General features: G+C 74.8%; 18 protein-coding genes. 12 read left to right on the top strand and 6 right to left on the bottom strand.

Annotated elements, in window-relative coordinates:
* Positions 1–156: 156 nt before the first annotated feature.
* From ACIBSW_RS38120 to ACIBSW_RS38100, 5 genes are all read left to right on the top strand, one after another.
* Positions 157–1,668, top strand: a complete 1,512-nt coding sequence (locus tag ACIBSW_RS38120) for a serine/threonine-protein kinase (RefSeq protein ID WP_354725101.1) — start codon at positions 157–159, stop codon at positions 1,666–1,668.
* A gap of 103 nt (positions 1,669–1,771) precedes the next feature.
* Positions 1,772–2,767, top strand: a complete 996-nt coding sequence (gene dhaK / locus ACIBSW_RS38115; RefSeq protein WP_354725103.1) for a dihydroxyacetone kinase subunit DhaK — start codon at positions 1,772–1,774, stop codon at positions 2,765–2,767.
* 10 nt (positions 2,768–2,777) lie between these two features.
* Positions 2,778–3,422 (top strand): dihydroxyacetone kinase subunit DhaL, encoded by a 645-nt coding sequence (dhaL, locus tag ACIBSW_RS38110; protein ID WP_354725105.1) that lies wholly within the window; start codon positions 2,778–2,780, stop codon positions 3,420–3,422.
* Complete coding sequence (ptsP, locus tag ACIBSW_RS38105) at positions 3,422–5,908, top strand: phosphoenolpyruvate--protein phosphotransferase (RefSeq protein WP_354725107.1); 2,487 nt, start codon at positions 3,422–3,424, stop codon at positions 5,906–5,908. The genes dhaL and ptsP overlap by 1 nt, the downstream gene beginning before the upstream one ends.
* A gap of 46 nt (positions 5,909–5,954) precedes the next feature.
* Positions 5,955–7,379, top strand: a complete 1,425-nt coding sequence (locus ACIBSW_RS38100) for an RICIN domain-containing protein (RefSeq protein WP_354725109.1) — start codon at positions 5,955–5,957, stop codon at positions 7,377–7,379.
* 3 nt (positions 7,380–7,382) lie between these two features.
* Here ACIBSW_RS38100 and ACIBSW_RS38095 read toward each other — a convergent pair whose 3' ends face one another.
* Both ACIBSW_RS38095 and ACIBSW_RS38090 read right to left on the bottom strand, forming a co-directional pair.
* Complete coding sequence (locus ACIBSW_RS38095; protein WP_354725111.1) at positions 7,383–8,378, bottom strand: cytochrome d ubiquinol oxidase subunit II; 996 nt, start codon at positions 8,376–8,378, stop codon at positions 7,383–7,385.
* Complete coding sequence (locus ACIBSW_RS38090) at positions 8,375–9,775, bottom strand: cytochrome ubiquinol oxidase subunit I (RefSeq protein ID WP_354725113.1); 1,401 nt, start codon at positions 9,773–9,775, stop codon at positions 8,375–8,377. Before ACIBSW_RS38090 ends, ACIBSW_RS38095 begins: the two co-directional genes overlap by 4 nt.
* Before the next feature lie 311 nt (positions 9,776–10,086).
* On the opposite strand from ACIBSW_RS38090, the gene ACIBSW_RS38085 reads away from it, so the two are divergent.
* The 3 genes from ACIBSW_RS38085 to ACIBSW_RS38075 all read left to right on the top strand — a co-directional run bounded on the left by ACIBSW_RS38085 (position 10,087) and on the right by ACIBSW_RS38075 (position 13,439).
* Positions 10,087–11,694: a M28 family peptidase gene (locus ACIBSW_RS38085; protein WP_404799586.1), complete on the top strand. Its 1,608-nt coding sequence runs from the start codon at positions 10,087–10,089 to the stop codon at positions 11,692–11,694.
* Between the two features lie 144 nt (positions 11,695–11,838).
* Positions 11,839–12,258 carry a YciI family protein gene (locus ACIBSW_RS38080; protein WP_354730422.1) on the top strand — a complete coding sequence of 140 codons (420 nt, stop codon included), beginning with the start codon at positions 11,839–11,841 and terminating at the stop codon, positions 12,256–12,258.
* Positions 12,259–12,278: 20 nt separating this feature from the next.
* Positions 12,279–13,439, top strand: coding sequence for a sigma-70 family RNA polymerase sigma factor (locus ACIBSW_RS38075; protein WP_354730434.1), 1,161 nt, complete (start codon positions 12,279–12,281; stop codon positions 13,437–13,439).
* Positions 13,440–13,448: 9 nt separating this feature from the next.
* On the opposite strand, the gene ACIBSW_RS38070 is transcribed toward ACIBSW_RS38075, so the two are convergent.
* On the bottom strand, positions 13,449–17,243 hold the full coding sequence (locus tag ACIBSW_RS38070; RefSeq protein ID WP_354730424.1) for a hypothetical protein: 3,795 nt from the start codon (positions 17,241–17,243) through the stop codon (positions 13,449–13,451).
* A gap of 180 nt (positions 17,244–17,423) precedes the next feature.
* Between ACIBSW_RS38070 and ACIBSW_RS38065 the strand changes: the two genes are divergently transcribed.
* A complete protein-coding gene (locus tag ACIBSW_RS38065; RefSeq protein ID WP_354730426.1) occupies positions 17,424–18,059 on the top strand; it encodes a hypothetical protein in 636 nt (211 codons plus the stop codon).
* 5 nt (positions 18,060–18,064) lie between these two features.
* Here ACIBSW_RS38065 and ACIBSW_RS38060 read toward each other — a convergent pair whose 3' ends face one another.
* The 3 genes from ACIBSW_RS38060 to ACIBSW_RS38050 are packed head-to-tail and all read right to left on the bottom strand — an operon-like array spanning position 18,065 to position 20,654.
* Positions 18,065–18,430 carry a ferredoxin family protein gene (locus tag ACIBSW_RS38060; protein WP_354730428.1) on the bottom strand — a complete coding sequence of 122 codons (366 nt, stop codon included), beginning with the start codon at positions 18,428–18,430 and terminating at the stop codon, positions 18,065–18,067.
* Entirely contained in the window at positions 18,427–20,031 is a 1,605-nt protein-coding gene (locus ACIBSW_RS38055; RefSeq protein ID WP_354730430.1) for an FAD-binding protein, read from the bottom strand. Before ACIBSW_RS38055 ends, ACIBSW_RS38060 begins: the two co-directional genes overlap by 4 nt.
* A 47-nt stretch (positions 20,032–20,078) precedes the next feature.
* Positions 20,079–20,654: a helix-turn-helix transcriptional regulator gene (locus ACIBSW_RS38050; protein ID WP_404799585.1), complete on the bottom strand. Its 576-nt coding sequence runs from the start codon at positions 20,652–20,654 to the stop codon at positions 20,079–20,081.
* Between the two features lie 176 nt (positions 20,655–20,830).
* Between ACIBSW_RS38050 and ACIBSW_RS38045 the strand changes: the two genes are divergently transcribed.
* The 3 genes from ACIBSW_RS38045 (at position 20,831) to ACIBSW_RS38035 (ending at position 23,149) form a co-directional block, all read left to right on the top strand.
* A complete protein-coding gene (locus ACIBSW_RS38045; RefSeq protein WP_354720327.1) occupies positions 20,831–21,817 on the top strand; it encodes a hydrogenase expression protein HypE in 987 nt (328 codons plus the stop codon).
* The gene (locus ACIBSW_RS38040; RefSeq protein WP_354720325.1) at positions 21,817–22,326 is read left to right on the top strand and encodes a hypothetical protein; all 510 of its coding nucleotides are present in this window, start codon (positions 21,817–21,819) and stop codon (positions 22,324–22,326) included. The genes ACIBSW_RS38045 and ACIBSW_RS38040 overlap by 1 nt, the downstream gene beginning before the upstream one ends.
* Before the next feature lie 313 nt (positions 22,327–22,639).
* Positions 22,640–23,149 (top strand): hypothetical protein, encoded by a 510-nt coding sequence (locus ACIBSW_RS38035; RefSeq protein ID WP_354720323.1) that lies wholly within the window; start codon positions 22,640–22,642, stop codon positions 23,147–23,149.
* The last annotated feature ends 5 nt before the right edge of the window (positions 23,150–23,154 follow it).

Below are 23,154 nucleotides of genomic sequence, written 5' to 3'. Positions count from 1 at the left end.
GACGGGCCGGGTTCGCGGTCGGATTTCCGACACCTGCTGGGTCTGCGTCAATTGCACCGGATACCTGTTCGCGCGGGCGTGAATCCCGCCGCCGCGAGCAGTACGGTCAGGGTGCAGCGGGCAGCACCGACCTATCCGGACACGTGGGGTGACGGAATGCCGGATGAGGCACAACGCGTCGCCGGGCGCTACCTGATCGTGCGCCCGCTCGGCTCCGGCGGCCTGGGGCGGGTCTGGCTCGCCGTCGACGAGATGCTGCACCGGGACGTCGCGATCAAGCAGTGCGCTGCGCCGGACGGCCTCGCGCCGGACGAGCGGGAACTGCTGCGCAGCTGGATGCCGATCGAGGCGCGGGCGGCCGGCCGGGTCAGCCACCCCAACGTGATCCAGATCTACGACGTGCTGCCCGGCGCGGACGAGTCGTGGATCGTCATGGAATACGTGCCGTCGCGCTCGCTGCTACAGGTGATCAAGGAATCCGGTCCGTTGCCGGTGCGGCGGGTCGCCGGCATCGGGTTGGCGCTGCTGGCCGGCCTGGCCGCGGCGCACCGGGTCGGCGTGCTGCACCTCGACGTCAAGCCGGGCAACGTGCTGATCGCCGACGACGCTCGCGTGGTGCTCACCGACTTCGGCCCGGCCGTCACCGGCGAGGGCATCGCCGCGCTGGCCCGCCGCGGCATGATCCTCGGCTCGCCGAACTACGTCTCGCCGGAGCGGCTCTTCGACGGCGTCGCCACCGCGCAGGCCGACCTCTGGTCGCTCGGCGCGACGCTCTACCACGCGGTGGAGGGCCGGCCGCCGTACGTCCGCGAGACGCCGGAGGCCACCATGCGCGCGCTGGCCGGCAGCCCGCCGGACCGGTGCCACCTGGCCGGGCCCCTCGCGGGCGTCCTCGACGGACTGCTGCGGCGCGATCCCGGCGCCCGGATGACGACGGCCGAGGCCGAGGACCGGCTCAGCGTGCTGGCCGGCGTCGCGCCGACGGTGGTGCCGGTCCCGGCCGCCCGGCGCCCGGGGCCGGGCCTGGTGGCGCGCGGCGTCGCCGGCACACCGGCCCGGACCAGGGCGCGGTTGCGCGGATCGCCGGCGGTGGTCGCCGCGGTGTGCGCCACCCTCGTGCTGGCCGGGCTGGCCGGCACGGTCGTGCGCCGCCCGCCGGCCGACGGCGGCGCCGAGGCCCGGCCGGCCCGGGCCGCGCCGGCGCAGCTGCCGGCCCCGCCGCCGTCGCCCTTCGTCCTGCCCCGCGGCTACAAGTGGTGGGACGACCCGAGCGGCTACTCGGTGGCCGTGCCGAGCGGCTGGAAGCACGGCCGGGACACGCCGGGCGCCCGGGTCTTCACGGCGCCCGACGGGCGGGCGGGCCTGCGGATCAGCCGCTGGGAGCCCGGCGACGGGAATCTCGTCGCGGCGCTGATCGACCGGGAGCAGCAGGCGGCGCCCGCGGGATACCGGCGGGTCCGGATCGAGGCGCTGCCCCGCGGCTCCGGCGCCGTCTGGGAGTACCTGTTCCGTGGCCGCACCGGACCGGCGCGCGCCCTCAAGCAGGTCGTGGCCGTCGACGGCGGCACCTACCTCGTCGAATGGCACACCCCGCGGTCGGCGTGGACGGCCAACCTGCAGAAGCTCGCGGTGGTGCTGGACAGCGTCCGGCCGCTGCGCGGCGCCTGACCGCCCGGGTGGTCGCCTTGCCGAGGCGGCGACGTTCCCCGGTGGTCGGGCGTAGCTTGTGGAGTGGCAGGCCGTCCCTCCGTCATACAGCGAGGAGCCACCGATGAACAAGCTGATCAACGACCCGGCGAACGTGGTCTCCGACGCGCTCCGCGGCGTCGCCGACGCCCACCCGGACCTGCGCGTCGACCACGAGCAACGCATCGTCTACCGCGCCGACGCCCCGGTCCGGGGCAAGGTCGGCCTGATCTCGGGCGGCGGTTCCGGGCACGAGCCCCTGCACGCCGGGTTCGTCGGCCCCGGCATGCTGGACGCCGCCTGCGCCGGCGAGATCTTCACCTCGCCGGTGCCGGACCAGATGCTCGCCGCGACCAAGGCCGTCGACGGCGGCGCCGGGGTGCTGCACATCGTCAAGAACTACACCGGCGACGTCATGAACTTCGAGATGGCGGCCGAGCTCGCCGCGGCCGAGACCAAGGTCGCCGTCGCCTCCGTGGTGACCGACGACGACGTGGCGGTGCAGGACAGCCTCTACACCGCCGGGCGCCGCGGTGTCGGGGTGACCGTGCTGGTCGAGAAGATCGCCGGCGCCGCGGCGGAGCAGGGCAGGTCGCTGGCGGAGGTCACCGACGTCGCCCGCGCGGTCAACGCGAACGGCCGCAGCATGGGCATGGCGCTCACCTCCTGCACGGTCCCGGCCGCCGGCAAGCCTACGTTCGAGCTGCCGGACGGCCAGATGGAGATCGGCATCGGGATCCACGGCGAGCCCGGCCGCCGCCGCGTGCCGACGGCGTCGGCCGCCGAGGTCGCCGAGATGCTGGTGACCCCGATCCTCGGCGACCTCGACTTCACCGGCGGCTCCGGGGTGATCGCCTTCGTCAACGGCATGGGCGCCACCCCGATGATCGAGCTGTACGTGATGTACCACGAGGTCGCGACGATCCTCGCCAAGGCCGGTGTCGGCGTCGCCCGCACGCTGGTCGGCAACTACATCACCAGCCTCGACATGGCCGGCTGCTCGGTCACCCTGGTCAAGGCCGACGACGAGATCCTGCGGCTGTGGGACGCGCCGGTGCGTACCCCGGCGCTGCGGTGGTGATCCGCCCGCGATGACCGACACGGTGGGAACCCCGGGCCTCACGGCCTGGATCAGGGAGTTCGCCCGGCTGGTCGCGGCCAACCGGGACCTGCTCACGGAGCTCGACTCCGCGATCGGGGACGCCGACCACGGCGCCAACCTGGACCGCGGCATGACCGCCGTGCTCAAGGCGCTCGACGGCGAGGCGCCCGGCACCCCCGCGATGCTGCTCAAGCGGACCGGGATGACGCTGATCAGCACCGTCGGCGGCGCCAGCGGCCCGCTCTACGGCACCGCGTTCCTGCGGATGTCCGCCGCGGCGGGCGACGCCGGCACCCTGGACGCGGGTGACTGCGCCCGGGTGCTGCGCGCGGCCCTCGACGGGGTGGTCGCGCGCGGCAAGGCCGAGGCCGGCGACAAGACGATGTACGACGCGCTCGCTCCCGCGGTGGACGCGCTGGACGCCGCGGTCGCCGCCGGGCGCGGCCTCGCGGAGGCGCTGAAGGCCGCGGTCCGGGCGGCCGAGGAGGGCACGGCCGCGACGATCCCGATGGTCGCCCGCAAGGGCCGCGCCAGCTACCTCGGCGAGCGCAGCGCGGGGCACCAGGACCCGGGCGCGACGTCGGTGACGCTGCTGCTGACCGCCGCCGCGACCGCGCTGGCCGACGGGGCCTGATGCCGGTGGTCGGCCTCGTGGTGGTCTGCCACAGCCGCGCGCTGGCCCGCGCCGCGGTGGCCCTCGCGGCGGAGATGGTGCGCGACCGGCCGGTCCCGGTCGAGGTCGCCGCCGGCCTCGACGAGACCACGTTCGGCACCGACGCGGTCGCCATCGCGGACGCGGTCGCCGCCGCCGACCGCGGCGACGGCGTGGTCGTCCTGATGGACCTCGGCAGCGCGGTGCTCTCCGCCGAGCTCGCGCTCGAGCTGGTCGCCGACGACCTGCGCGAGCGGGTGGTGCTCTGCCCGGCCCCGCTGGTCGAGGGCCTGGTCGCCGCGGTCGTCACCGCGGCCGGGGGCGCCGGCCGCCGGGAGGTCTGTGACGAGGCCATCGCGGGGCTGGCGGGCAAGCAGTCCCAGCTCGGCGCGCCGCCGGCCGCGGGCGGGGCACCGGCGGACGGTGCCGGCGCCCCGCCCGGGCCGTCCGCCACGTTCACCGTGACCAACGCGCACGGCCTGCACGCGCGCCCGGCCGCGCGGCTGGTCGCCGAGGTCCGCCGGTACGACGCCGACGTCGAGCTGCGCAACCGCGGCACCGGATCGCCGTGGGTGCCCGCGTCCAGCCTCTCCCGGGTCGCCACCCTCGGCGCGCTGCGCGGGCACGAGCTCGAGGTGCGCGCCTCGGGCGCGCGGGCGCGGGAGGCGGTCGAGGGGATCGTGGCGCTCGCCGCCCGCGCGTTCGGCGAGGAGCCCGCCGAACCGGCCGACGCCGGCGAGGAGGAGGCCGCCGGGGGTCGTTTCGACGCGGCGGCGGCCGGGCTCGTCCAGCTCGGACGCCCGGCGTCGCCGGGCATCGGCATCGGTCCCGCCTGGCACCCCCGCGCGGACGCGCCCCGCGTACCCGACGAGGCGTCGCAGGGCGCGGCGGCGGAGTGGCGCCGGATCGAGGACGCCCTCGCGGCGGTGCGGCGGGACCTGCACCGGGTCCGCGACGGCACCGCCCGCGACGCCGGCGAGGCCCACGCGGCGATCTTCGACGCCCACCTGCTGCTGCTCGACGACGCCGACCTGCTCGCCGACGTGCGCGCCCGGATCGACGCCGGCGCGAGCGCCCCGCATGCCTGGTCGGCGGCGACCGGCCGGATCGCCGCCGAGTTCGGCGCGCTGCCGCAGGAGTACCTGCGGGCCCGGGAGGCCGACGTCCGCGCGGTGGCGGCGCAGGTGCTGCGGGCCCTGCTCGGTGCCGCCGCGACGGCGCCGGCGGGCTCCGGCGTGCTGATCGCCCCCGATCTCACCCCGGCGGAGGCGGCCGGCCTCGACACCGCGCGGGTGGCGGGCGTGCTGCTCGCGTTCGGCGGCCCGACCTCGCACGCCGCGATCCTCGCCCGGGCCCGCGGCGTGCCGGCGGTCGTCGGCCTGGGCGCGGCGGTGCTGGAGGTACCCGCCGGCACACCCGTCGCCCTGGACGGCGGCAGCGGCGAGGTCGTCGTGGCGCCGCCCGATCCGGTGCTGGCGGCGTACCGGGAGCGGGCCGCCGACCAGGTGGCGCGCCGCGAACGGGCACGGGCCCGCGCGGCGGCGCCGGCTGTCACCCGCGACGGCGTGACCGTCGCCGTCGGCGCGAACGTGGGATCGGCGGCCGACGCGCGCGCCGCCGCCGGGCACGGCGCCGACCTGGCGGGGCTGGTGCGCACCGAGTTCCTGTTCCTGAGCCGCGACGCGGCGCCGGACGCGGGGGAGCAGCTGGCCGCCTACACCGAGATCGCGGACGCGCTCGGCGGGCGGCGGATCACCGTCCGCACGCTCGACGTCGGCGGCGACAAGCCGCTGCGGTACGCCCCGGCGGCCGCCGAGGAGAACCCGTACCTCGGCGTGCGCGGCATCCGGCACTCGCTCGCGTACCCGGCGCTGCTGCGCGAACAGCTGCTGGCGATCGTCCGGCTGGCGCACGAGGCGCCGGTCAGCGTCATGTTCCCGATGGTCAGCACCGTGGACGAGCTGCTGCGCGCGCGCCGGATGCTCGACGAGGCCGTCGCCCGTTGCGGCGGCGGCGCCCCCGCCGGCCTGCGGGTCGGGATGATGATGGAGGTGCCGGCGGCCGCGCTGAAGACCGCCGCGTTCGCGCCGCACGTCGACTTCGTCAGCATCGGCACCAACGACCTGGCCCAGTACGCGCTGGCGGCCGAGCGCGGCAACGCCGCCCTGGCCGGCCTCGGCGACGGCGCGGACCCGGGCGTGCTCCGGCTGATCGACGCGGTGTGCCGGGGCGCCGGTGGCCGGGTCGCCGTCGCGGTCTGCGGCGAGCTGGCCGGTGACGAGGCGGCGGTGCCGCTGCTGGCCGGGCTCGGCGTACGGGAGCTGAGCGTGGCGCCGCGGTCGGTGCCGGGCGTCAAGGAGGCCGTCCGCGCCACCGGCCTCGACGCCGCCGCCCGTGCCGCGACGCGGGCGCTGGACCTCGCCGACGCCGCGGCGGTGCGCGCCCTGCTGGCCGCGGTCGGCCGTTGACAGAGTGTTAACGGTCACATAGATTCATGTAACTATGTTTGCCACGTTGTTCAGGGCCCTTGTCGCCGCGCTCGCGACGAGCGCGACGGTGCTCGCCGTCACCGGCGGACCCGTCCGCGCGGCCGCCGTGACGATCACCAACGCGACCCAGTTCACCGACACCACGGGCGCCGTCGTGCACGCGCACGGCGGCGGCGTGATCAAGGTCGGCGCCTATTACTACTGGTTCGGCGAGAACCGCAACGCCGACAACACGTTCCGGTACGTCTCCGCGTACCGCTCCGCCGACCTGCGTACCTGGGAGTTCCGCAACCACGTGCTCACCAGCGCGTCCGCCGCCGAGCTGAACTCCGCCAACATCGAGCGGCCCAAGGTGATCTACAACGCCGCCACCGGCCAGTTCGTCATGTGGATGCACAAGGAGACCGCGACCGACTACGGCCAGGCCCGGGCCGCGGTGGCGGTGTCGTCGACGGTGGACGGCGCGTACTCCTACCGGGGCAGCTTCCGGCCGCTGGGCACGCACATGTCGCGCGACATCACCGCGTTCGTCGACGACGACGGCACCGGCTACATGGTCTCGTCGGCCAACGAGAACCGCGACCTGAACGTCTACCGGCTGACCGCCGACTACACCGGCGTCGCCGCCCTGGTGCGCAGCTGGCCCGGCGACGTCCGGGAGGCGCCGGCGCTGTTCAAGCGCAACGGCGTGTACTTCATGCTGACCTCCGGCGCCACCGGCTGGAGCCCCAACCAGCAGAAGTACTCGTCGGCCACCTCCATCACCGGCACCTGGAGCGCCTGGCGCGACGCCGGCGACGCGACCGGATACGGGTCGCAGACGGCGTACGTGCTGCCGATCGCAGGCACGTCGGCCACCTCCTACCTGTACCTGGGCGACCGGTGGGGCAACTCGCTGGGCGGCACGGTGAACGACTCCCGCTACGTCTGGCTGCCGCTGCGCTTCCCGAGCAACACCACCCTGGCGCTGGACTACTACCCGTCGCTGGTCGTCGACGCGGCGGCCGGCACGGTGACCGGCCCGCCCGGCACCTACGTCAACCTGGTGGCGCGCCACTCCGGCAAGTGCGTGGACGTGGTCGGCGCGGCGACCACCGACCAGGCCGAGATCATCCAGTACGCCTGCGGCGCCGGGCTCAACCAGCAGTGGCGGCGCGTCGACCTCGGCAACGGCTACCTGCGGCTGGAGGCCCGGCACAGCGGCAAGTGCCTGGACGTGGCGGGCGGGTCCACCGCCGACAACGCCCGCGTCGTGCAGTACGCCTGCGGGTCGGGCACCAACCAGCAGTGGCAGGCGCAGGACGCCGGCGGCGGCTACCAGCGTTTCGTGGCCCGCCACAGCGGCCGATGCCTCGACGTCATCAGCGGCGGCACGGCCGACGGCGTCCGGCTCATCCAGTACGCCTGCGGCACGGGCACCAACCAGCAGTGGCTCAGCCGTACGCCGTAGCGGTCAGCTCTCCTCGGCCAGGCGGTCGCGCTGGTCGAGGGTGTACGCCAGGACCAGGGCGGGCCCGACCAGCAGCACCGCGACGGCGAACCACACCAGGACCCAGCGCATCGTGGCGGGTGCGCCGGCGCCCTGCTCGATGGTCAGGCCGAACGGCAGCAGGTACGGGTACTGCGCCACCGCCCAGGCGCAGACCAGCGCGGCGACGCCGGTCACCGCGGCCGGGCGCAGGCCCCGCCGCCGGCCCGGCGCCGCAAGCCAGAACGTGGCGCCGAGCGCCAGCACACCGAGCGCCAGCAGCGGCCACCCGCGCCCGACCAGCAGGTCGAACATCCGCCGCTGGTCGAAGCGGAGCGCCGTGAGCGCGGCGACCCCCGCCAGCAGGCCGGCGCCGCCGGCGATGCGCGCCCTTACCCGGAACCAGTCGGCGAGGACCGGCAGCCCCCGGCGGCCGGCCTCGGCCGTCAGGTAGCCGGCGGCGACGAACGCGCCGGTGGCGACCGCGAGCAGGCCGGTCAGGACCGCGGTGGCCGTCACCGGGGCCGGGCCCGTGCCGCCCGGCGCCACCCCGCCGGTCATCAGGGTGCCCAGCGTGTACCCCAGGCAGAACGGGGTGATCAGCGCCCCGGCCCCGAACAGCCATCCGGCCAGGTGCCGCGCGCCGGAGCGGGCGGCGTCCTTGCGCACCGCGAAGCCGGCACCGCGCAGCACGATCCCCACGGCGGCCAGCGTGAGCGGCACGAACAGCGCCGTCATGATCGCCGCGAACGCGGTGCCGAACGCGGTCCAGCACAGGATCAGCATGAAGATCAGCCACATGTGGTTGACCTCCCACACCGGGGTGACCGCGGCGTCGATCAACGCCCGGCGCTGCCGCCCGGCCGCCCGGCCGCCGGCCGCCAGGTCCCACAGCCCGGCACCGAAGTCGGCCAGGCCCGAGCAGGCGTACAGGGTCATCGCGAGGACGATGATGACCGCGACGGCGTCGGCGGTGCTCATCGCGGGACGGCGGGCCGCGGCCCGTACGGTACGGCGTCGTCCGGCGTCTCGTCGTCGCGGCGCCAGCGGCGCGACATGGCGCGCAGCGCGGCGACGGTCGCGGCGCCGACGACCGTGTAGAGCAGCACGATGACCGTGAAGCTCACCCAGACCCCGTCGGCCCGGGTCACCGCGTCCTCGGTCCGCAGGTGGCCGTAGACCACCCAGGGCTGGCGGCCGACCTCGGTCACGATCCAGCCGGCCTCGATCGCGACGTAGGTCAGCACGCCCGCGCCGGCCGCGGCGTACAGGAAGGGCCGGGACTGTGGCACGTCGCGTCGCCGCCAGTAGGCGACCGCGAACCACACCACCAGCAGGAACAGCAGCGTGCCGATGCCCACCATCACGTCGAACGCCCAGTGCACGATGTTGACGTTGGAGGGCCGCTCGTCGGCGGGGAACTGCGACAGCCCGGGCACCGCGGTGTCCGTACTGCCGCCGGCCAGCCACGAGTCGAGCCCGGGAATCCGGACGCCGCCCGCCACCGTGTTGGTAGCGCTGTCGTAGCGGCCGAACAGGATCTCCGGCTGGTGGGTGCCCGGCTCGGTCACCACCTCCATGGCGGCGAACTTCGCCGGCTGGTCCGCCAGCACGCCGGCGGCGGCCAGGTCGCCGGAGACGAGCTGCAGCGGGGTCGCGATCGCCGCGACCGTCAGCGGGATCAGGATGCCCAGCCGGTGGTACCGGTCGCGGCGGCCGCGCAGCCAGCCGACGACGTAGACGGACGCGACGGTGAAGCCGGCGGCCATGTACGCCGCCGGCACGAAGTGCGCCAGCTCGTACGGCAGCGCGTCGGTGAAGATGGCCGCGCCCGGGTCGATGTCGGTGATCGTGCCGTCCGCGGCGACGGTGAAGCCGGACGGCGTGTTCATCCACGCGTTCGCCGAGATGATGGAGAACGTCCCGGCCAGCGCGACGAACGGTATCGGCAGCCCGAGCAGGAAGTGCGCGCGGGGGCTCAGCCGCCGCCACCCGTAGATGTACACCGCCATCAGGATCGCTTCCAGGAAGAACGCGACGCCCTCCATCGCGAACGGTATGCCGAACACCTCGCCGAACCGGCCGGTCAGGCCGGGCCAGAGCAGGCCCATCTCGAACGACAGCACGGTGCCGGACGCCGCGCCGACGGCGAACGTGAGGGCGGCGACGTGCGACCAGCGCCGGGCCAGCCGCGACGCGACCTCGTCACCGCGGCGCAGCCCCTTGTACTCGGCGATCAGCATCAGGGCCGGCAGCGCGACCCCGATCGGCACGAAGATGATGTGGAACATCAGGGTGAACGCCATCTGCTGGCGGGCCGGGAGCAGCTGCGCGGGCTCCGCCAGGATCGGCCCGGCCAGCGCCGTAAGGCTGCTCACGCTCTGCTCCCTCCCACGCCGTGCCGTCCCGCCATCGTCTCCTCGGCGCCCGACCCGGTCATCGTCCGGGCCGGATGAACGGCGCGTACCCGTCGCCGACGCCCCGGGCGGGGACTCATCCGCTACGGATGATCTACGGATTTAGCGGGATCTGAGCCGTACGGCAGGAGTTGCGGCAGACCAGACGGTCGGTCGCCGCGCAAGTCCGATTCGGACGGCAGTGGCAACCGTGTGACCCCTTACGCACCGTCGGTGACGAATCTAGGTTGCTGAATGTCGGAAACCATCGTTCCCGGAGGGGAGAACACATCGTGGTGTCTCGCTCGTTACGCCGCCGCCTGGGCGGCATCGCCGCCGCGGCGGTCCTGCTGGGGGCGTTCGTCGTCGCCGGACCGGCGCAGGCGACGTCCAGCGGCAACGGAGTCAAGCAGCTCACCAAGGCCGTCACCCTGGGCGGCGTGCTGCGCCATCTCACCGCCTTGCAGGTGATCGCGTCGCGCAACGGCGGCAACCGGGGATCCGGGCTGCCGGGCTACGACGCCAGCGCGGACTACGTGGCGACGCTGATGCGCCTGGCGGGTTACCGCGTCACCCGCCAACCGTTCCAGTTCAACTTCTGCGAGGACACCGGCTCGTCCTTCGCGCAGAACGCGCCGACGCCGACCACCTATGTGGACCAGGTGGACTACGACGTCATGACCTGCTCCGGCGACGGCACCGCGACCGGCGCGGTCGTGCCCGTCGACCTCCAGCTGACCACCCCGAACACCAGCACCTCGGGCTGCGAGGCGGCCGACTTCGTCGGCGTGGCCGGCGCCATCGCGCTGCTGCAGCGCGGCACCTGCCCGTTCGGCCAGAAGGTGGCGAACGCCGAGGCGGCCGGCGCCGTCGGCGCCATCCTGATGAACCAGGGCAACACGACCGGAGCGGACCGCCAGGATCTCTTCCTCGGCACGCTGGGCACCCCGGTCGGCATCCCGGCCGTCTCGATCTCGTACCCGCGGGGCGTCGCGTTCGCCGGCACGCCGGGGCTGAACGTGACCATCACGACCGAGACCATCGCCGAGGTGCGCAACACCGAGAACGTCATCGCCGAGTCGCGGCACGGCGACCCGAACGAGGTGGTCGTGGTCGGCGCGCACCTGGACTCCGAGCCGGACACGGCGGGCATCAACGACAACGGCTCCGGCAGCGCCGGCATCCTCGAGGTCGCGCTGCAGATGCGCAACTTCAAGACCAAGAACAAGGTGCGCTTCGCGTGGTGGGGCGCCGAGGAGGCCAACCTGGTCGGCTCGACGTTCTACGTGAACGGGCTCAGCGCCGAGGACCACGCCAAGATCGCCCTGTACCTGAACTTCGACATGATCGGCTCGCCCAACTACACGTTCGGCGTGTACGACGGCGACAACTCGGCGAACGAGGGCGCGGGCCCCGGCCCGGCCGGCTCGGCGCAGATCGAGGCGGTCCTGCAGGCCTACTTCGCGTCCCAGCGCCAGGCCACCGCGGCGTCCGACTTCACCGGCCGCTCCGACTACGGGCCGTTCATCGCCACCGGCATCCCGGCCGGCGGCCTGTTCACCGGCGCGGAGGTCGAGAAGACCGAGGCGGACGTCGCGCTCTGGGGCGGCATCGCGGGCCAGGCGTACGACCCGTGCTACCACGACCCCTGCGACAGCCTGACCCCCGAGCGCAACGGCGCCGACGCCGCGGTCTACGCCCAGCTCCGCCGGGTGTACCACCTGTTCGGCAACGTCAACACGTTCGCCATCGACAAGAACGCCGACGCCGTCGCCACGGCGGTCGCCACGTTCGCGTACGACACCTCGTCGATTCCGCCGCGCACCGCCGCGGCGGCGGCGCGGTCGGCGGTGGCCGCCCCGGCGCCCGCGCAGACCGCGCAGGGTGACTGGATCGGGTGACGACGCCAGGGGCCGCCCGGGCACGGGCGGCCCCTGCGCAAGTTTTTCGCACCGGATCGGTGATTTCATGTCGAGAGCGGCCGGCCGGCTCCGCTCATCAGGTGAGGCCGCGGCGGACGCGGCACACGACGCCAGGAGATCACCATGCCGAAGTACCTGCTTCTCAAGCACTACCGTGGCGCCCCGGAGCCGCACCGGCCCGTGCCCCCGATGGACCAGTGGGACCCCGAGGACATCGAGGCGCACATGGCCTTCCTCCGGCACGTCGGCGAGCTGCTCGAGAAGAACGGCGAGTACGTCGACGCGCAGGCGCTCACGCCGGAGCAGACCTGGGTGCGCTACGACGGCCCGGGCAGCGCGCCGGTCACCACCGACGGGCCGCATCCCGAGACCAGCGATCTCGTGGCCGGCTGGTACATGATCGACGTCGAGTCCCGCGAGCGCGCGCTCGAGCTGGCGGCCTACGTCTCCTCCGAGCCCGGCCCGGGCGGCAAGCCGCTGTACGAGTGGATCGACGTCCGGGAGGTCATGACCCTGTCGTCCTCGGCGACCGACCCGGCGTGACCGACGACCCGGCGCAACGGCTGGACGAGGGCGCCCTGCGCGCCCTCGTCCCCCGGGTGCTCGCGACCCTGGTCCGGCGGGGTGAGGATTTCGACGCCGCCGAGGACGCGCTGCAGGAGGCGCTGCTGGACGCGCTGCGGGCGTGGCCCGGGCACCCGCCGCGCGACCCGCGCGCGTGGCTGGTGACCACCGCGACCCGGCGGCTCGTCGACGCCCGCCGCAGCGAGGCGGCCCGCCACCACCGCGAGGAGGCGACCTACGCCGAGCCGCGGCCTGCCGCGACCGAGGCCGGCGACGACACCCTGTTCCTGCTCTTCTGCTGCTGCCACCCCGACCTCCCGCCCGCCTCCCAGGTGGCGCTGACCCTGCGCGCCGTCGGCGGCCTGACCACCCGGGAGATCGCCGACGCCTTCTACGTCCCGGAGGCGACGATGGCGCAGCGGATCAGCCGGGCCAAGCGCGCCCTGCACGGGCGCCGCCTGGACCAGCCCGGCGACCTCGCCGTCGTGCTGCGGGTGCTCTACCTGATCTATACGGCCGGCCACGCGGGCCGGGTGGACCTGGCGGGCGAGGCGATCCGGCTGGCCCGCCGGCTGACGCTGGCCACCGAGGAGCCGGAGGCGCGCGGGCTGCTCGCGCTGATGCTGCTCAACCACGCCCGCCTGCCGGCGCGGCTCGACGCGCAGGGCCGCATCGTGACCCTCGACCGGCAGGACCGCGGCCTGTGGGACACCCGCGAGATCGCCGAGGGCGTGCGGGTCCTGCAGTCGGCGCTGGCGGTGCGGCGCCCCGGCCGCTACCAGATCGAGGCCGCGATCGCGGCCCTGCACGACGACGCGGCGAGCGCCGCGGAGACCGACTGGCCGCAGATCCTCTCCTGGTACGACGACCTCGTCGCCCTCGACGACGACCCGGTGCGGCAGAACCCGGCCGCGGTGCTGGGGCGTGCGGTCGCGGTCGGCCACGTCCTCGGCGCCGCCGCCGGGCTGCGCGAGACCGACCGGCTGCGCGAGGTGCTGGGCGGTCGGCACCGGTGGCACGCCGTCCGCGGCCACCTGCACGAGCTCGGCGGCGACCTGCCGGCGGCCGCGACGGCGTACGCGGAGGCCGCCCGCCTGGCCACCGGCGTCGCCGAGCGCGAGCACCTGCTGCGCCGGGCCGCCCTCGCGAACCGGCGCTGACCCGCACCCTCAGCGGAGCAGGTCCTCCGCCACCTCGTCGATCTCCGTGTCGTCGCCCTGTCGCTGGCGGAACCGGTACGGGCCGAAGTCGTACTTGTCGATGTGCCGCCACAGCAGCTCGATCGCGGCGTCGCGCCTGCCGTCGATCAGCGCCGCCGACGCCGTCGCGACCACGCCGGTGAAGTCGTGGTACACGGTGGCGCCGGCCATCCGCAGCAGCAGGTCGGCGTGGCCCTGGCGCCGGAGCAGGCCGGCCAGCGAACGCCGGGCCGGATCGTTCGGTCCCCAGGTGGGCGACTTCTCGACGTAGCCGGTGAGCATGGCGGCCGCCGTGTCCGGCTGCCCCAGCTCGTACGCCAGTTCGGCGAACCGGAGGCCGGCGAACGCGTCGCCGCGCTGCGCACGCCGGCGCAGCTCGTCCAGGTCACCCCGCCGGCGCAGCAGCGCGGCGAGTCGGCGCCGGTTGTCCGCGCCCTGGCGTAGGTCGACGCGCGGCCGCAGGAAGGCGATCGCCCCGTCGATGTCGCCGAGGTCGGTGAGCAGCCCGAGCAGCTGGGGGACCGCCCGTTCGTCCCGGGCGGCCCAGGTGCGCAGGCGCGCCACATCCGTGCGGCGGCGGAGGAACTCGAAGAGGTGCCGGCCGGCCGGGCCGCCGCCCACCTCGTCGTACGACTCGCGCGCGGCGGACTCCTCGAGCACCTCGATCGCCTCGCGGATCTCGTCGCGTTCGGTGTGCAGCTCCGCGAGCTTGATCGCGCACCAGCCGCTGCGCCGGCCCCGGCGTCTCAGCACCGCGATCGCCCGGGCCCGGTCGCCGCGCCGCAGGTGCAGCTCGGCCAGTTGCTGCGCGGCACCGTCGTCGCGGCGGGCGTGCCGGCGGAGCACCGCGACCGCCTCATCGAGGTTGCCGCGGTCGGTCAGCAGCCCCGCCAGTGCGCACGCGGCCTCGGGGCTGCGGGCCGCGAACGGGCGGAGCACCGCGATCGCCTCGTCGTGCCGGCCGCTCTCCACGTACAGCTGCTGCAGCTCGAAGACGGCATCGATGCTGCGTTCGTGCGTGACGAGGCGCATGAGGCCCGGCTCGTCGCCGTTCGCACGGAGGACCCGGATCAGGGCGCTCCTCGCGAAGGTGTCGCCCTGGGCGGCCCGGGCGGCCAGCGCCTCGGCGTCACCGAGGTCGGCGAGCAACTCGGCGAGCCGCTCCTGTGCGCGCCGGCTTCCCGCGTCCGCGAGCCGGGCCAGGCCGGCGAGGTCCCGCTCCCGCGCCAGCCGATCGACCTCGAGGAGATCGTCCGGCTCCGACGGCCCCCGAGCGGTGGGCCGGGGCGCGGGGTAGTTGCGCCGATGCCGCCAGGACCAGAACCACCCGGCCCGGCGTCGGGCCAGCTCCGTCGTGTCCGGATCCTCGTCCTCGCCGGGTAGCGCGGCGATCCGCAGCGCATCGCTTCGCGGGCCGTTGCGCACGGCGGTACGCAACAGCTCGGCCGCTCCCGCGGTGTCGCCCCGCTTGAGCAGCCGCGCCCGGAGACGGACGACGGCCCGGATCAGGCCCCGCTCGGCCAGCGCGCGGAGCTCCTCCTCCTCGCCGCGCTCGTCGAGCCGGTCGGCCAGCGCGGTCATCGCGTTCCCGTGGCCGCGCCGGACACCCTGGCGGAGCACGGCCAGCCCGTCGGCCGTCTCGCCGAGCCCGTACAGCAGGTCGGCGAGGATCACCGTCGCGCCGCGGTCGCGCCGGGCCACCCGGCGGCGCAGCAGCGCCACGACCTCGTCGACGTCGCCGACCTCCGGCGCCGAGTCGGCCAGTTCCCGCTGCGCGGCCGGCCGGCCGGCCGCCGCGCGCTGGATGAGCGACCTGCGCTGGGCCGGCCGGGCCAGCCGCTCGTTGATCAAGGCGTGCCGGAACTGCCACACCGACCCGCTGCGGCGCATGACCCCGCGTTCGTAGGCGTCCCGGGCGAAGCGCGTCGTGCGCAGCGGAAGCCAGCCGCGCGCGACCAGCAGCAGGTGGCTCGCCCGGTCCCTGGCCCAGGGCCATCCGCGCAGGCTGAGCAGCGCGCCGCCGCCGATGATCACCGCGGCCGTCGCCGACCAGGCGCCGACGCGGTCCGGCGCCCGCCACACCGTGGCCGCCGCGAAGCCGCCGACGCCCAGCAGCGACCACAGCCAGACCCGCAGTGCCGCCGGGCGCAGCGGCCGCCACCCGGTGGCACCCGCGTAGGCCAGGCCGGCGAGGGCGCCGACCAGGGCGCCGGTCCAGGTCGCACCGACCGCGATGCCGGTGGCGAGCCCGGTCACCGCCGCCAGCGCCGGCAGCGCGAAGTACCGGCCGATCGGGTATTCGTCGCCCTGCAACGGCGCCCAGTTCAGCGAGACGGCCGACGCCACGACGGCGCCGGCGATCGCGCCGCGCACCGAGCCCGCCGCGTAGCCGAGCGCGGCGACGGCCGCGATCCCGCCGCACGACAACACGAACGCGGTGCGGTCCGACCGCGGGTTCATCAGCGCGAGCGGCAGCGAGCGCCAGGCCAGGTCCAGCGTGCCCTGCTGGTAGGAGTGGAAGGCCAGCGTGCCGAGCCAGCGCGCCGCCCGCTCCGGCCGGTACCGGCGGCCCGTCCGGCGGGCCACCAGCATCGGATCCGGGGCGTAGGCGATGCCCACGTACCGGTCGATCAGCCGGTCGCGGATCTCCGTCCGGGTCTTCAGGCGGGTGAGCTCGGCCGGATCGCTGCCGGTCTCGCGGTACGCGGTGCGGGTCATCGTCACCGTCAGCGGCGTGGTCAGCGTCGCGGCGAGCACGCCGCCCGGCTCCCGTTCGAGGTGGGCGAAGACCGGCTCCCACCGGGCCCGGTCCGCCCGGGGCCGGCCGAGGAACGCGATCACCTGCTCCAGCGCCACCGGCAGGATCTCCACCACGGCCGCCTGCTCCAGCGCGCCGCGCTCCTCCCGCATGATCAGCGTGTACTCGCGGCTGCGGCACGTCACGACCAGCGGGCGCCCGGCCGCCATGAACTCGTGCAGCTTGCGGATCGCCGCCGGGATGTGCTCCGCCCGCAGCTCGTCCAGGCCGTCCAGCACCGGCAGCACGTGCTGCACCGGCGGCAGGGTCCGGTCGATGCGCAACGGCGTCATCAGCATGCGCGCCAGGTCGGCGCCGCGGCCCCGGAACACCTGCGGGTGCTCCAGCCGCAGCCGGGACGCCACGAACTCGTCGACCGTCTCGGCGGTCGGGTCCCAGGAGGAGATCGGCAGGAACACCGGCACCGGCTCGCCCGAGGTCCGCTTCTCCAGCAGCCGCCAGGAGAGCAGCAGCGCCAGCACGCTCTTGCCCGCGCCGGGCTCGCCGAGCACGATCAGCTGGCGGCGGGCCAGCGACTGGAAGGCCTCCACGATCTGGCTGACGTCGCCGCCCAGCAGGAACCGGTCCCAGCCGCGGTCCTGGTCGGAGCCGCCCGTCTCGTCGTCGGCGCCGGGATCCCGGGTCGGCCGGAACCGCACGTCGATCTGCGTCGGGCTGGCGCCGTGCCGCAGCGTCTGATCCGCGTACGCGTCGAGCAGCTCCTGCTCCAGATCGCGCACCGCGCCCTCGATGTCCTGATCGGTCACGGCCTCGCCGCCGCGGCGGGTGGCCTCGACCACCGCGGCCGCGACGAACAGCACCCCGACCAGGCTCCACATCAGGCCGCCCCACCAGGGCGCGTCGACATCGATCGTCTCCGTGGCGAGGTTGCCGATCAACGCCAGTGCCGTGGCGACGAAGATCGCCGCCGGCGAGTGCGACCACCACCCTTTTCCCGATCGACCCACACCAACTCCCGACTGCGCGAAAACGCACTCTTGCACAGTGTCACGGGCCGATGCACGCTTGGCGGCGCCGGTATCACCGGACCGAGATCGCCGAATTCGCAGCGGGTGCACAGGTCTTGTGGTGCGGGCCTAGCGTCTACGGTGACCGGCTTCCTGATTTCCGTCACCTGGAGGTGCGACATGCGAATGTCGGTTGGCAGGACGTTCCTCGTCGCGACCCTCTGCCTCGCGCTCGCCGCCTGCGGCGACCCGGCGACCGGCGGCCGGACCCCGGCGGCGACCTCCGGGCAGGGCGCCGCGCCGGCCGCCGCGCAGGCCGCGCAGGCCGAGCCGGCCCTGGCCGCCGCGCCCTACTGCGGCATCACCTGGGGCAGCGCCGAGAAGAAGGCCGGATCGCTGAGCACGGCACCGCTGCTCACCGTGGAGACCGGCCGGCACGAGTGCTGGGACCGGGTGGTGTTCGAGTTCAACGGCGCCGCGCAGGGCTACCAGGTGCGGTACAGCGCGACGGTGCCCACCGACGGCGAGGGCGTCGACCTCGTCCCGTACACGGCGGGGGAGGAGCATCTCTGGGTGACGCTGTTGGCGCCCGCGTACGACGCGAACAACGGCTCCACGATCGACGCCCGCGACGGCGACCGCGTGGCCAACGTGCTGCGCTACGACACGCTGCGCGACGTGGTGTTCGGCGGCTCCTTCGAGGGTTACACGACCTTCGCCGTCGGCGTGCGGGCCCGGCTGCCGTTCCGGGTCACGCTGCTGGCCGGGCCCGGCACGCACAGCCGGATCGTGCTGGACATCGCGCACCGCTGGTAGCCGCGTCAGGATCGCTCCGGTGCCGCCGGGGTGATCCGGGCGCGACCCAGCTCCGGGCCGACCGCATGACGGGCGCCGGGCCGGCGCCCGCGGCCCCAGCCGAGCTCGCGGCGGTAGCTGCCGAGCAGGCCGGTCCGGGCGACGTGCTCCTCGTCGCCCAGCGGCGAGCCGGGCGGGGCGGGGTGGGTGAGCGGGGCGACGAACAGCGCGTCGGCCGGGCAGTGCGCCTCGCACATGAAGCAGGTCTGGCAGTCGCTCTGCCGGGCGATGACCGGTATGCCGTCGGCGCCGCGGTCGAAGACGTCGGTCGGGCACACCGCGATGCACACGTCGCAGGTCACGCACCTGCTGCTCGACACGACCTCGATCACGACGCCACCGCCAGCTCCGGGCGCGCCGCGGACTCGGGGCGTACCCAGATCTCGTCGAGGCCGCCGACGGTGAGCCGGCGGCGCTGCGCCGGGTCGAGGTCGGGGTAGTCCTGCCGCCGGGCCATCCCGCGGCTCTCGGTGCGGGCCAGCGCGGCGGCGTACATCCACCGGGCGTGCGCCACCATCGCGGCGGCCTGCCGCAACCGGGGCGTCGCGTCGGGTTCCGCGGCGGCCCCCGCGCGCAGCCGGGCCCACAGCTCGTCCAGCTCGGCCAGCGCCGGCCGCAGCCGGTCGCCGTGCCGCAGATAGTTCTTGTCGTACGGGTGCACCTGCCGCCGCAGCACGTCCCGCGCCTCGGCTCCGGGGTCCCCGCCGTAGCTCGCGCCGCCGGTCGGCCGCAGGGCGACCCCGCCGGCCCCGGTGAGCCGCCGCCGGGCCGCCGCCGCGCCGAGCGCCGCCGCGAAGCGGGCCGCGCCGCCGCCGGCCCAGGTGCCGGACGACATCGCCCAGGCCGAGTTGTGGCTGCCGCCGCCGGTGAAGCCGCCGCAGATCAGCTCCCGGGTGGCGGCGTCGCCCGCGGCGTAGAGGCCCGGCACGCTGGTCGCGCAGTCGTCGTCGACGACCTGGATGCCGCCGGTGCCGCGGACCGTGCCCTCCAGCAGCAGGGTCACCGGGAACTTGTCGGTGAACGGGTTGATGCCGAGCCGGTCGAAGGTGAGGAAGAAGTTGGGCTGCCCCGAGCGCATCTGCGCCTGCTGTTCCGCGCTCGCCTGGTCGATCTGGCACAGCACCGTCCCGGTGCGCAGCAGCTCCCTGGCGATGACGGAGCGGCCGCCCTGGCTGCCCGCGCCGGCCAGCGGCGTGCCGTCCTCGGCGAAGAACGTGGCGAAGCCGTAGTAGGCCGTCTTGGTCACCGAGGTGAACGTCGGCGCGATGCCGTACGCGTTGGAGAACTCCATCCCGGACATCGCCGCGCCCGCCTCGGCGGCGTACAGCGCGCCGTCGCCGGTGGCGACGTCGCAGCCCAGCGCCTTGGACAGGAACGCGCAGCCGCCGGTGGCCAGGACGACGGCGCCGGCTCGCACCCGGTAGCCGGCGTGGTGCTGACGGCGGTGGCCGCGCACCCCCGCGACCGTACCCGCGGCGTCGACCAGCAGCTCGGTGACGGGGCTGTGGTCGAGGATCCGCACGCCGGCCCGCCGGATCCAGGAGCGCATCCGCCGCATGTACTCCGGGCCCTGCAGGCCGCCCTTGAACGCCCTGCCGTCGACGACGGGGAACGGGTAACGGGCCTCGGCGCCGAGGCGGTCCATGTTCTCGTAGGTCTGGTCGAGCACCCGGGCCATCCAGCGCCGGTCCTGCAGGTACCCGCCGAGCGCCTCCCGGCCGGCCATCGCCTTCTCGCGGGCCACGGGCTCCGGCTGGACGTACCAGACGCCGGTACCGCCGGAGGCGGTCGGGCCGGAGGTGCCGCAGTATCCCTTGTCGAGCAGCAGCACGTCGGCGCCCGCGTGGGCGGCGGTCAGCGCGGCCCAGGTGCCGGCGGGGCCGCCGCCCACGATGACGACGTCGGCGGCGAGATCCAGTGCGGTCGTGGTCATGCCACCAGGCTTATTCTCCAAATCCTATATGTCAAGTAGGTGTTCGCTCAGTGGAACGGCGGCTCGCCGAACACGTCGCGGATCCGGTAGAGATCGCGCAGGCGTGGCTCGGTCGCGCCGCCCACCCAGCGGCTGACCGTCTTGGTCGACACGTCGAGCCGGCGGGCCGCCGCCTCCATGGTCAGGCCCTCGGTCCGCAGCCGGGCCGACAGCCAGGCGGCGAACGACGGCGCGCCGGACACCGGCGCCGCCTCCGGCGCCGCGGGCCCGGGCGGCCCGGCCGCGATTCGGGCGCCGTGGCCGGCCGCGGCGGGTGCCGGCGCCTCGGGCCGGGCGGCGCCGGCGCGGCCGGCCCTCGGGTCCGGGTCCGGGTTGAAGAGGACGTCCACCTCGGCCGCCGTCGGGAAGATCCGCAGCGAGACCTGGATGCTGCCGCCCACGCCGGCCGCGTCCAGCAGGACGTCGGCGACCCGCTCGCACAGGGTGCGGATGTCCTCGTCGGCCACCGACGTCGTGGTCAGCTGCCGGCGTACGAAATCGCGGACGTCCGGAAGCGCGGACGGCCGCGCCGGGAAGTCCTGTGCGACGACCACGATGGGCAGGATTTCGAGCGATGCCGGCATCGCACCCCCTTCGACGGTTCGAGCTTACGGGCGCCGGGCGCACCCGTTCGGGTGACGCGGGCGGCCGGCGTCTTCTCCCGCGGCCGGTGCGGCGCATAGTCTCGGCTCGATCGAGGGTCGAGACGCCGGCCCCTGCCCGGAACCCGGATCGCGGACCGATCGGATGGTGACGGCTGGTGAACCTGCCATGGGCCGACGACGATCAGGTGCTGCACATCCTCTGGATGAACGGCGGCCTGAGCTGCGACGGCGAGTCGGTGGCGCTGACCGCCGCGACGCAGCCCAGCATCGAGGACCTGGTGCTCGGCGCGCTGCCGGGCGTTCCGCAGATCGCGCTGCACTGGCCGTACCTCGGGTTCGAGACCGGGCCGGACGGCGGCGCGGACAGCTTCATCGAATGGTTCCACCGGGCCGACCGCGGCGAGCTGGACCCGTTCATCCTGATCGTCGAGGGGTCCGTGCCCGACGAGACCAACAAGGAGCACGGCTACTGGAGCGGGTTCGGCAACGACCCGCTGACCGGCCAGCCGATCACCACCACCGAGTGGCTCGACCGGCTGGCGCCGAAGGCGACGGCCGTGATGGCCGTCGGCACCTGCGCGGCGTACGGCGGCATCCACGCGATGGCCGGTAACCCGACCGGCGCCATGGGCGTGCCCGACTACCTCGGCTGGCAGTGGCGGTCCAGGACCGGGCTGCCGATCGTCTGCGTGCCGGGCTGCCCGACCCACCCGGACAACCTCTCCGAGACCATCCTGCAGCTGCTTTACCAGATCAGCGGGCAGGCGCCCACGATCGCCCTCGACGAGTCGCTGCGCCCGCAGTGGCTGTTCGAGTCGACCGTGCACGCCGGCTGTGACCGGGCCTCCTACTACGACCAGAGCGACTTCGCCACCGGGTACGGGTCGTCGAGCTGCCTGGTCAAGGTGGGCTGCTGGGGGCAGGTGGTGCGGTGCAACGTCGCGAAGCGAGGGTGGATCAACGGGGTGGGCGGCTGCCCCAACGTCGGCGGCATCTGCATCGGGTGCACCATGCCCGGGTTTCCCGACAAGTTCATGCCGTTCATGGAGGCGCCGGCGGCCGGTGCCGTCCCGGCCGGCGCCGGATTCGCGCCGGTCGTGCAGACGCTTCGCGGCTTCACCGTACGGATGGCGGCGACCTGATGACCGAACCCGGCGCGGCCGAGGCGGCCGCGCAGCGGGTGGACCAGCTCCTGGCGGAGCTGCGCGCGGGTGCCGATTCCCGGGCGGCGGGCCTCGCCGAGGAGCTGACCCGCTGCCTGGTGCACCTGTACGGCGCCGGGCTGACCCGGATCGCGGCGCTGCTCTCCGCCGACCAGCTCGCCGGCCTCTGCGCCGATCCGCTGGTGGAGAGCCTGCTGCTGGTGCACGACCTGCATCCGCTGGACGCGACCGCGCGGATCCGGCGTGCGCTGGCGGGGCTGCGCCTCGCCGACGAGCCGGAGCTCCTCGGCCTGGACGAGGCCGGGGTGGCGCGCCTGCGGGTGCCGGCGGGCGGCGGATGCCAGTCTTCCCGGCAGGGGGTGACGGCCCGGATCGAGGCGGCCGTCCGGTGCGCGGCCCCCGAGGTGACCGACGTCGTCATGGAGCTGCCGCCGCGCCCGGCGCCGCTGCTCCAGGTGACGTTGCGCCCCGGCCTGGCCGTGCCGTGAGGACGTCACCCGCCCGTGTCGCGCGGCCCTGTGCGCGGGCCGGACACAAGTGTCCGAAAGCGGCTCTGACCAGGCAATCCACGGACGGTGGCGGACCGCGGCGGCGCCACATGTGTGCGGACACGCTTGGGTCTGGCGGCGACCGAATCCACCGTGCAGGCTTGGTCACCGTGCGTAGAACGCATCGTGGTGACTACAAAAGGGTGGCATCGTGATCTGGCAACGAATCTCTCAAGGCCGGTCGTCGGCGACATCGCGCGGCGGCGGCAGCACGGCCACGCGGCGGATCCCGCGGAGCCGGAAGGCATGCCAGGTGCAGGTGCGCACGGCGCCGATAGTCGTGCGCGAGCCCGAGGCGGCGTGGTGGCGGGTGCAGGCCGACCTCGACGGATGGGCCTCCGAGGGCGCGACGACGACCGTCGCGGTCCTCGAGGACCGCGACGCCGCCGACGAATCGGTGCTGGCCAGCCTGGCCCGGCTCGCCGTCGACGACGAGCTGCTGGTGGTCTTCGGCGTGGCCGTCGGCGCCTACCCCGCGCAACACGAGATGATCACCAGACTGCGCGGCCGGCTGCCCCGGCACGAGGTGGTCGCGATGCACGTACGGCACCGCGGCGTGGCGAGCCACTGGCAGACCGCCCTCGACCTCTTCCTCGACGCCGGCCGCCTGCCCGTCGTCGTCACCGCGGCGGCCGTCCTGCAGGAGGTCACCGCCGAGATCTCGAGCTACGTCCGCGCCGACCGGGTCCTGCGGGTGTTCGGCACCGGCGCCGGCGCCGACCTGTACCAGGTGTGGCGCCGCCCCGAGCCGAGCGTCAATTGACGGCG

The organism is Actinoplanes sp. NPDC049668 (assembly GCF_044465445.1).
Lineage (GTDB): Bacteria > Actinomycetota > Actinomycetes > Mycobacteriales > Micromonosporaceae > Actinoplanes.
The sequence above is the reverse complement of the archived record's forward strand: the minus strand, read 5'-3'. Positions and strand labels throughout refer to the sequence as shown.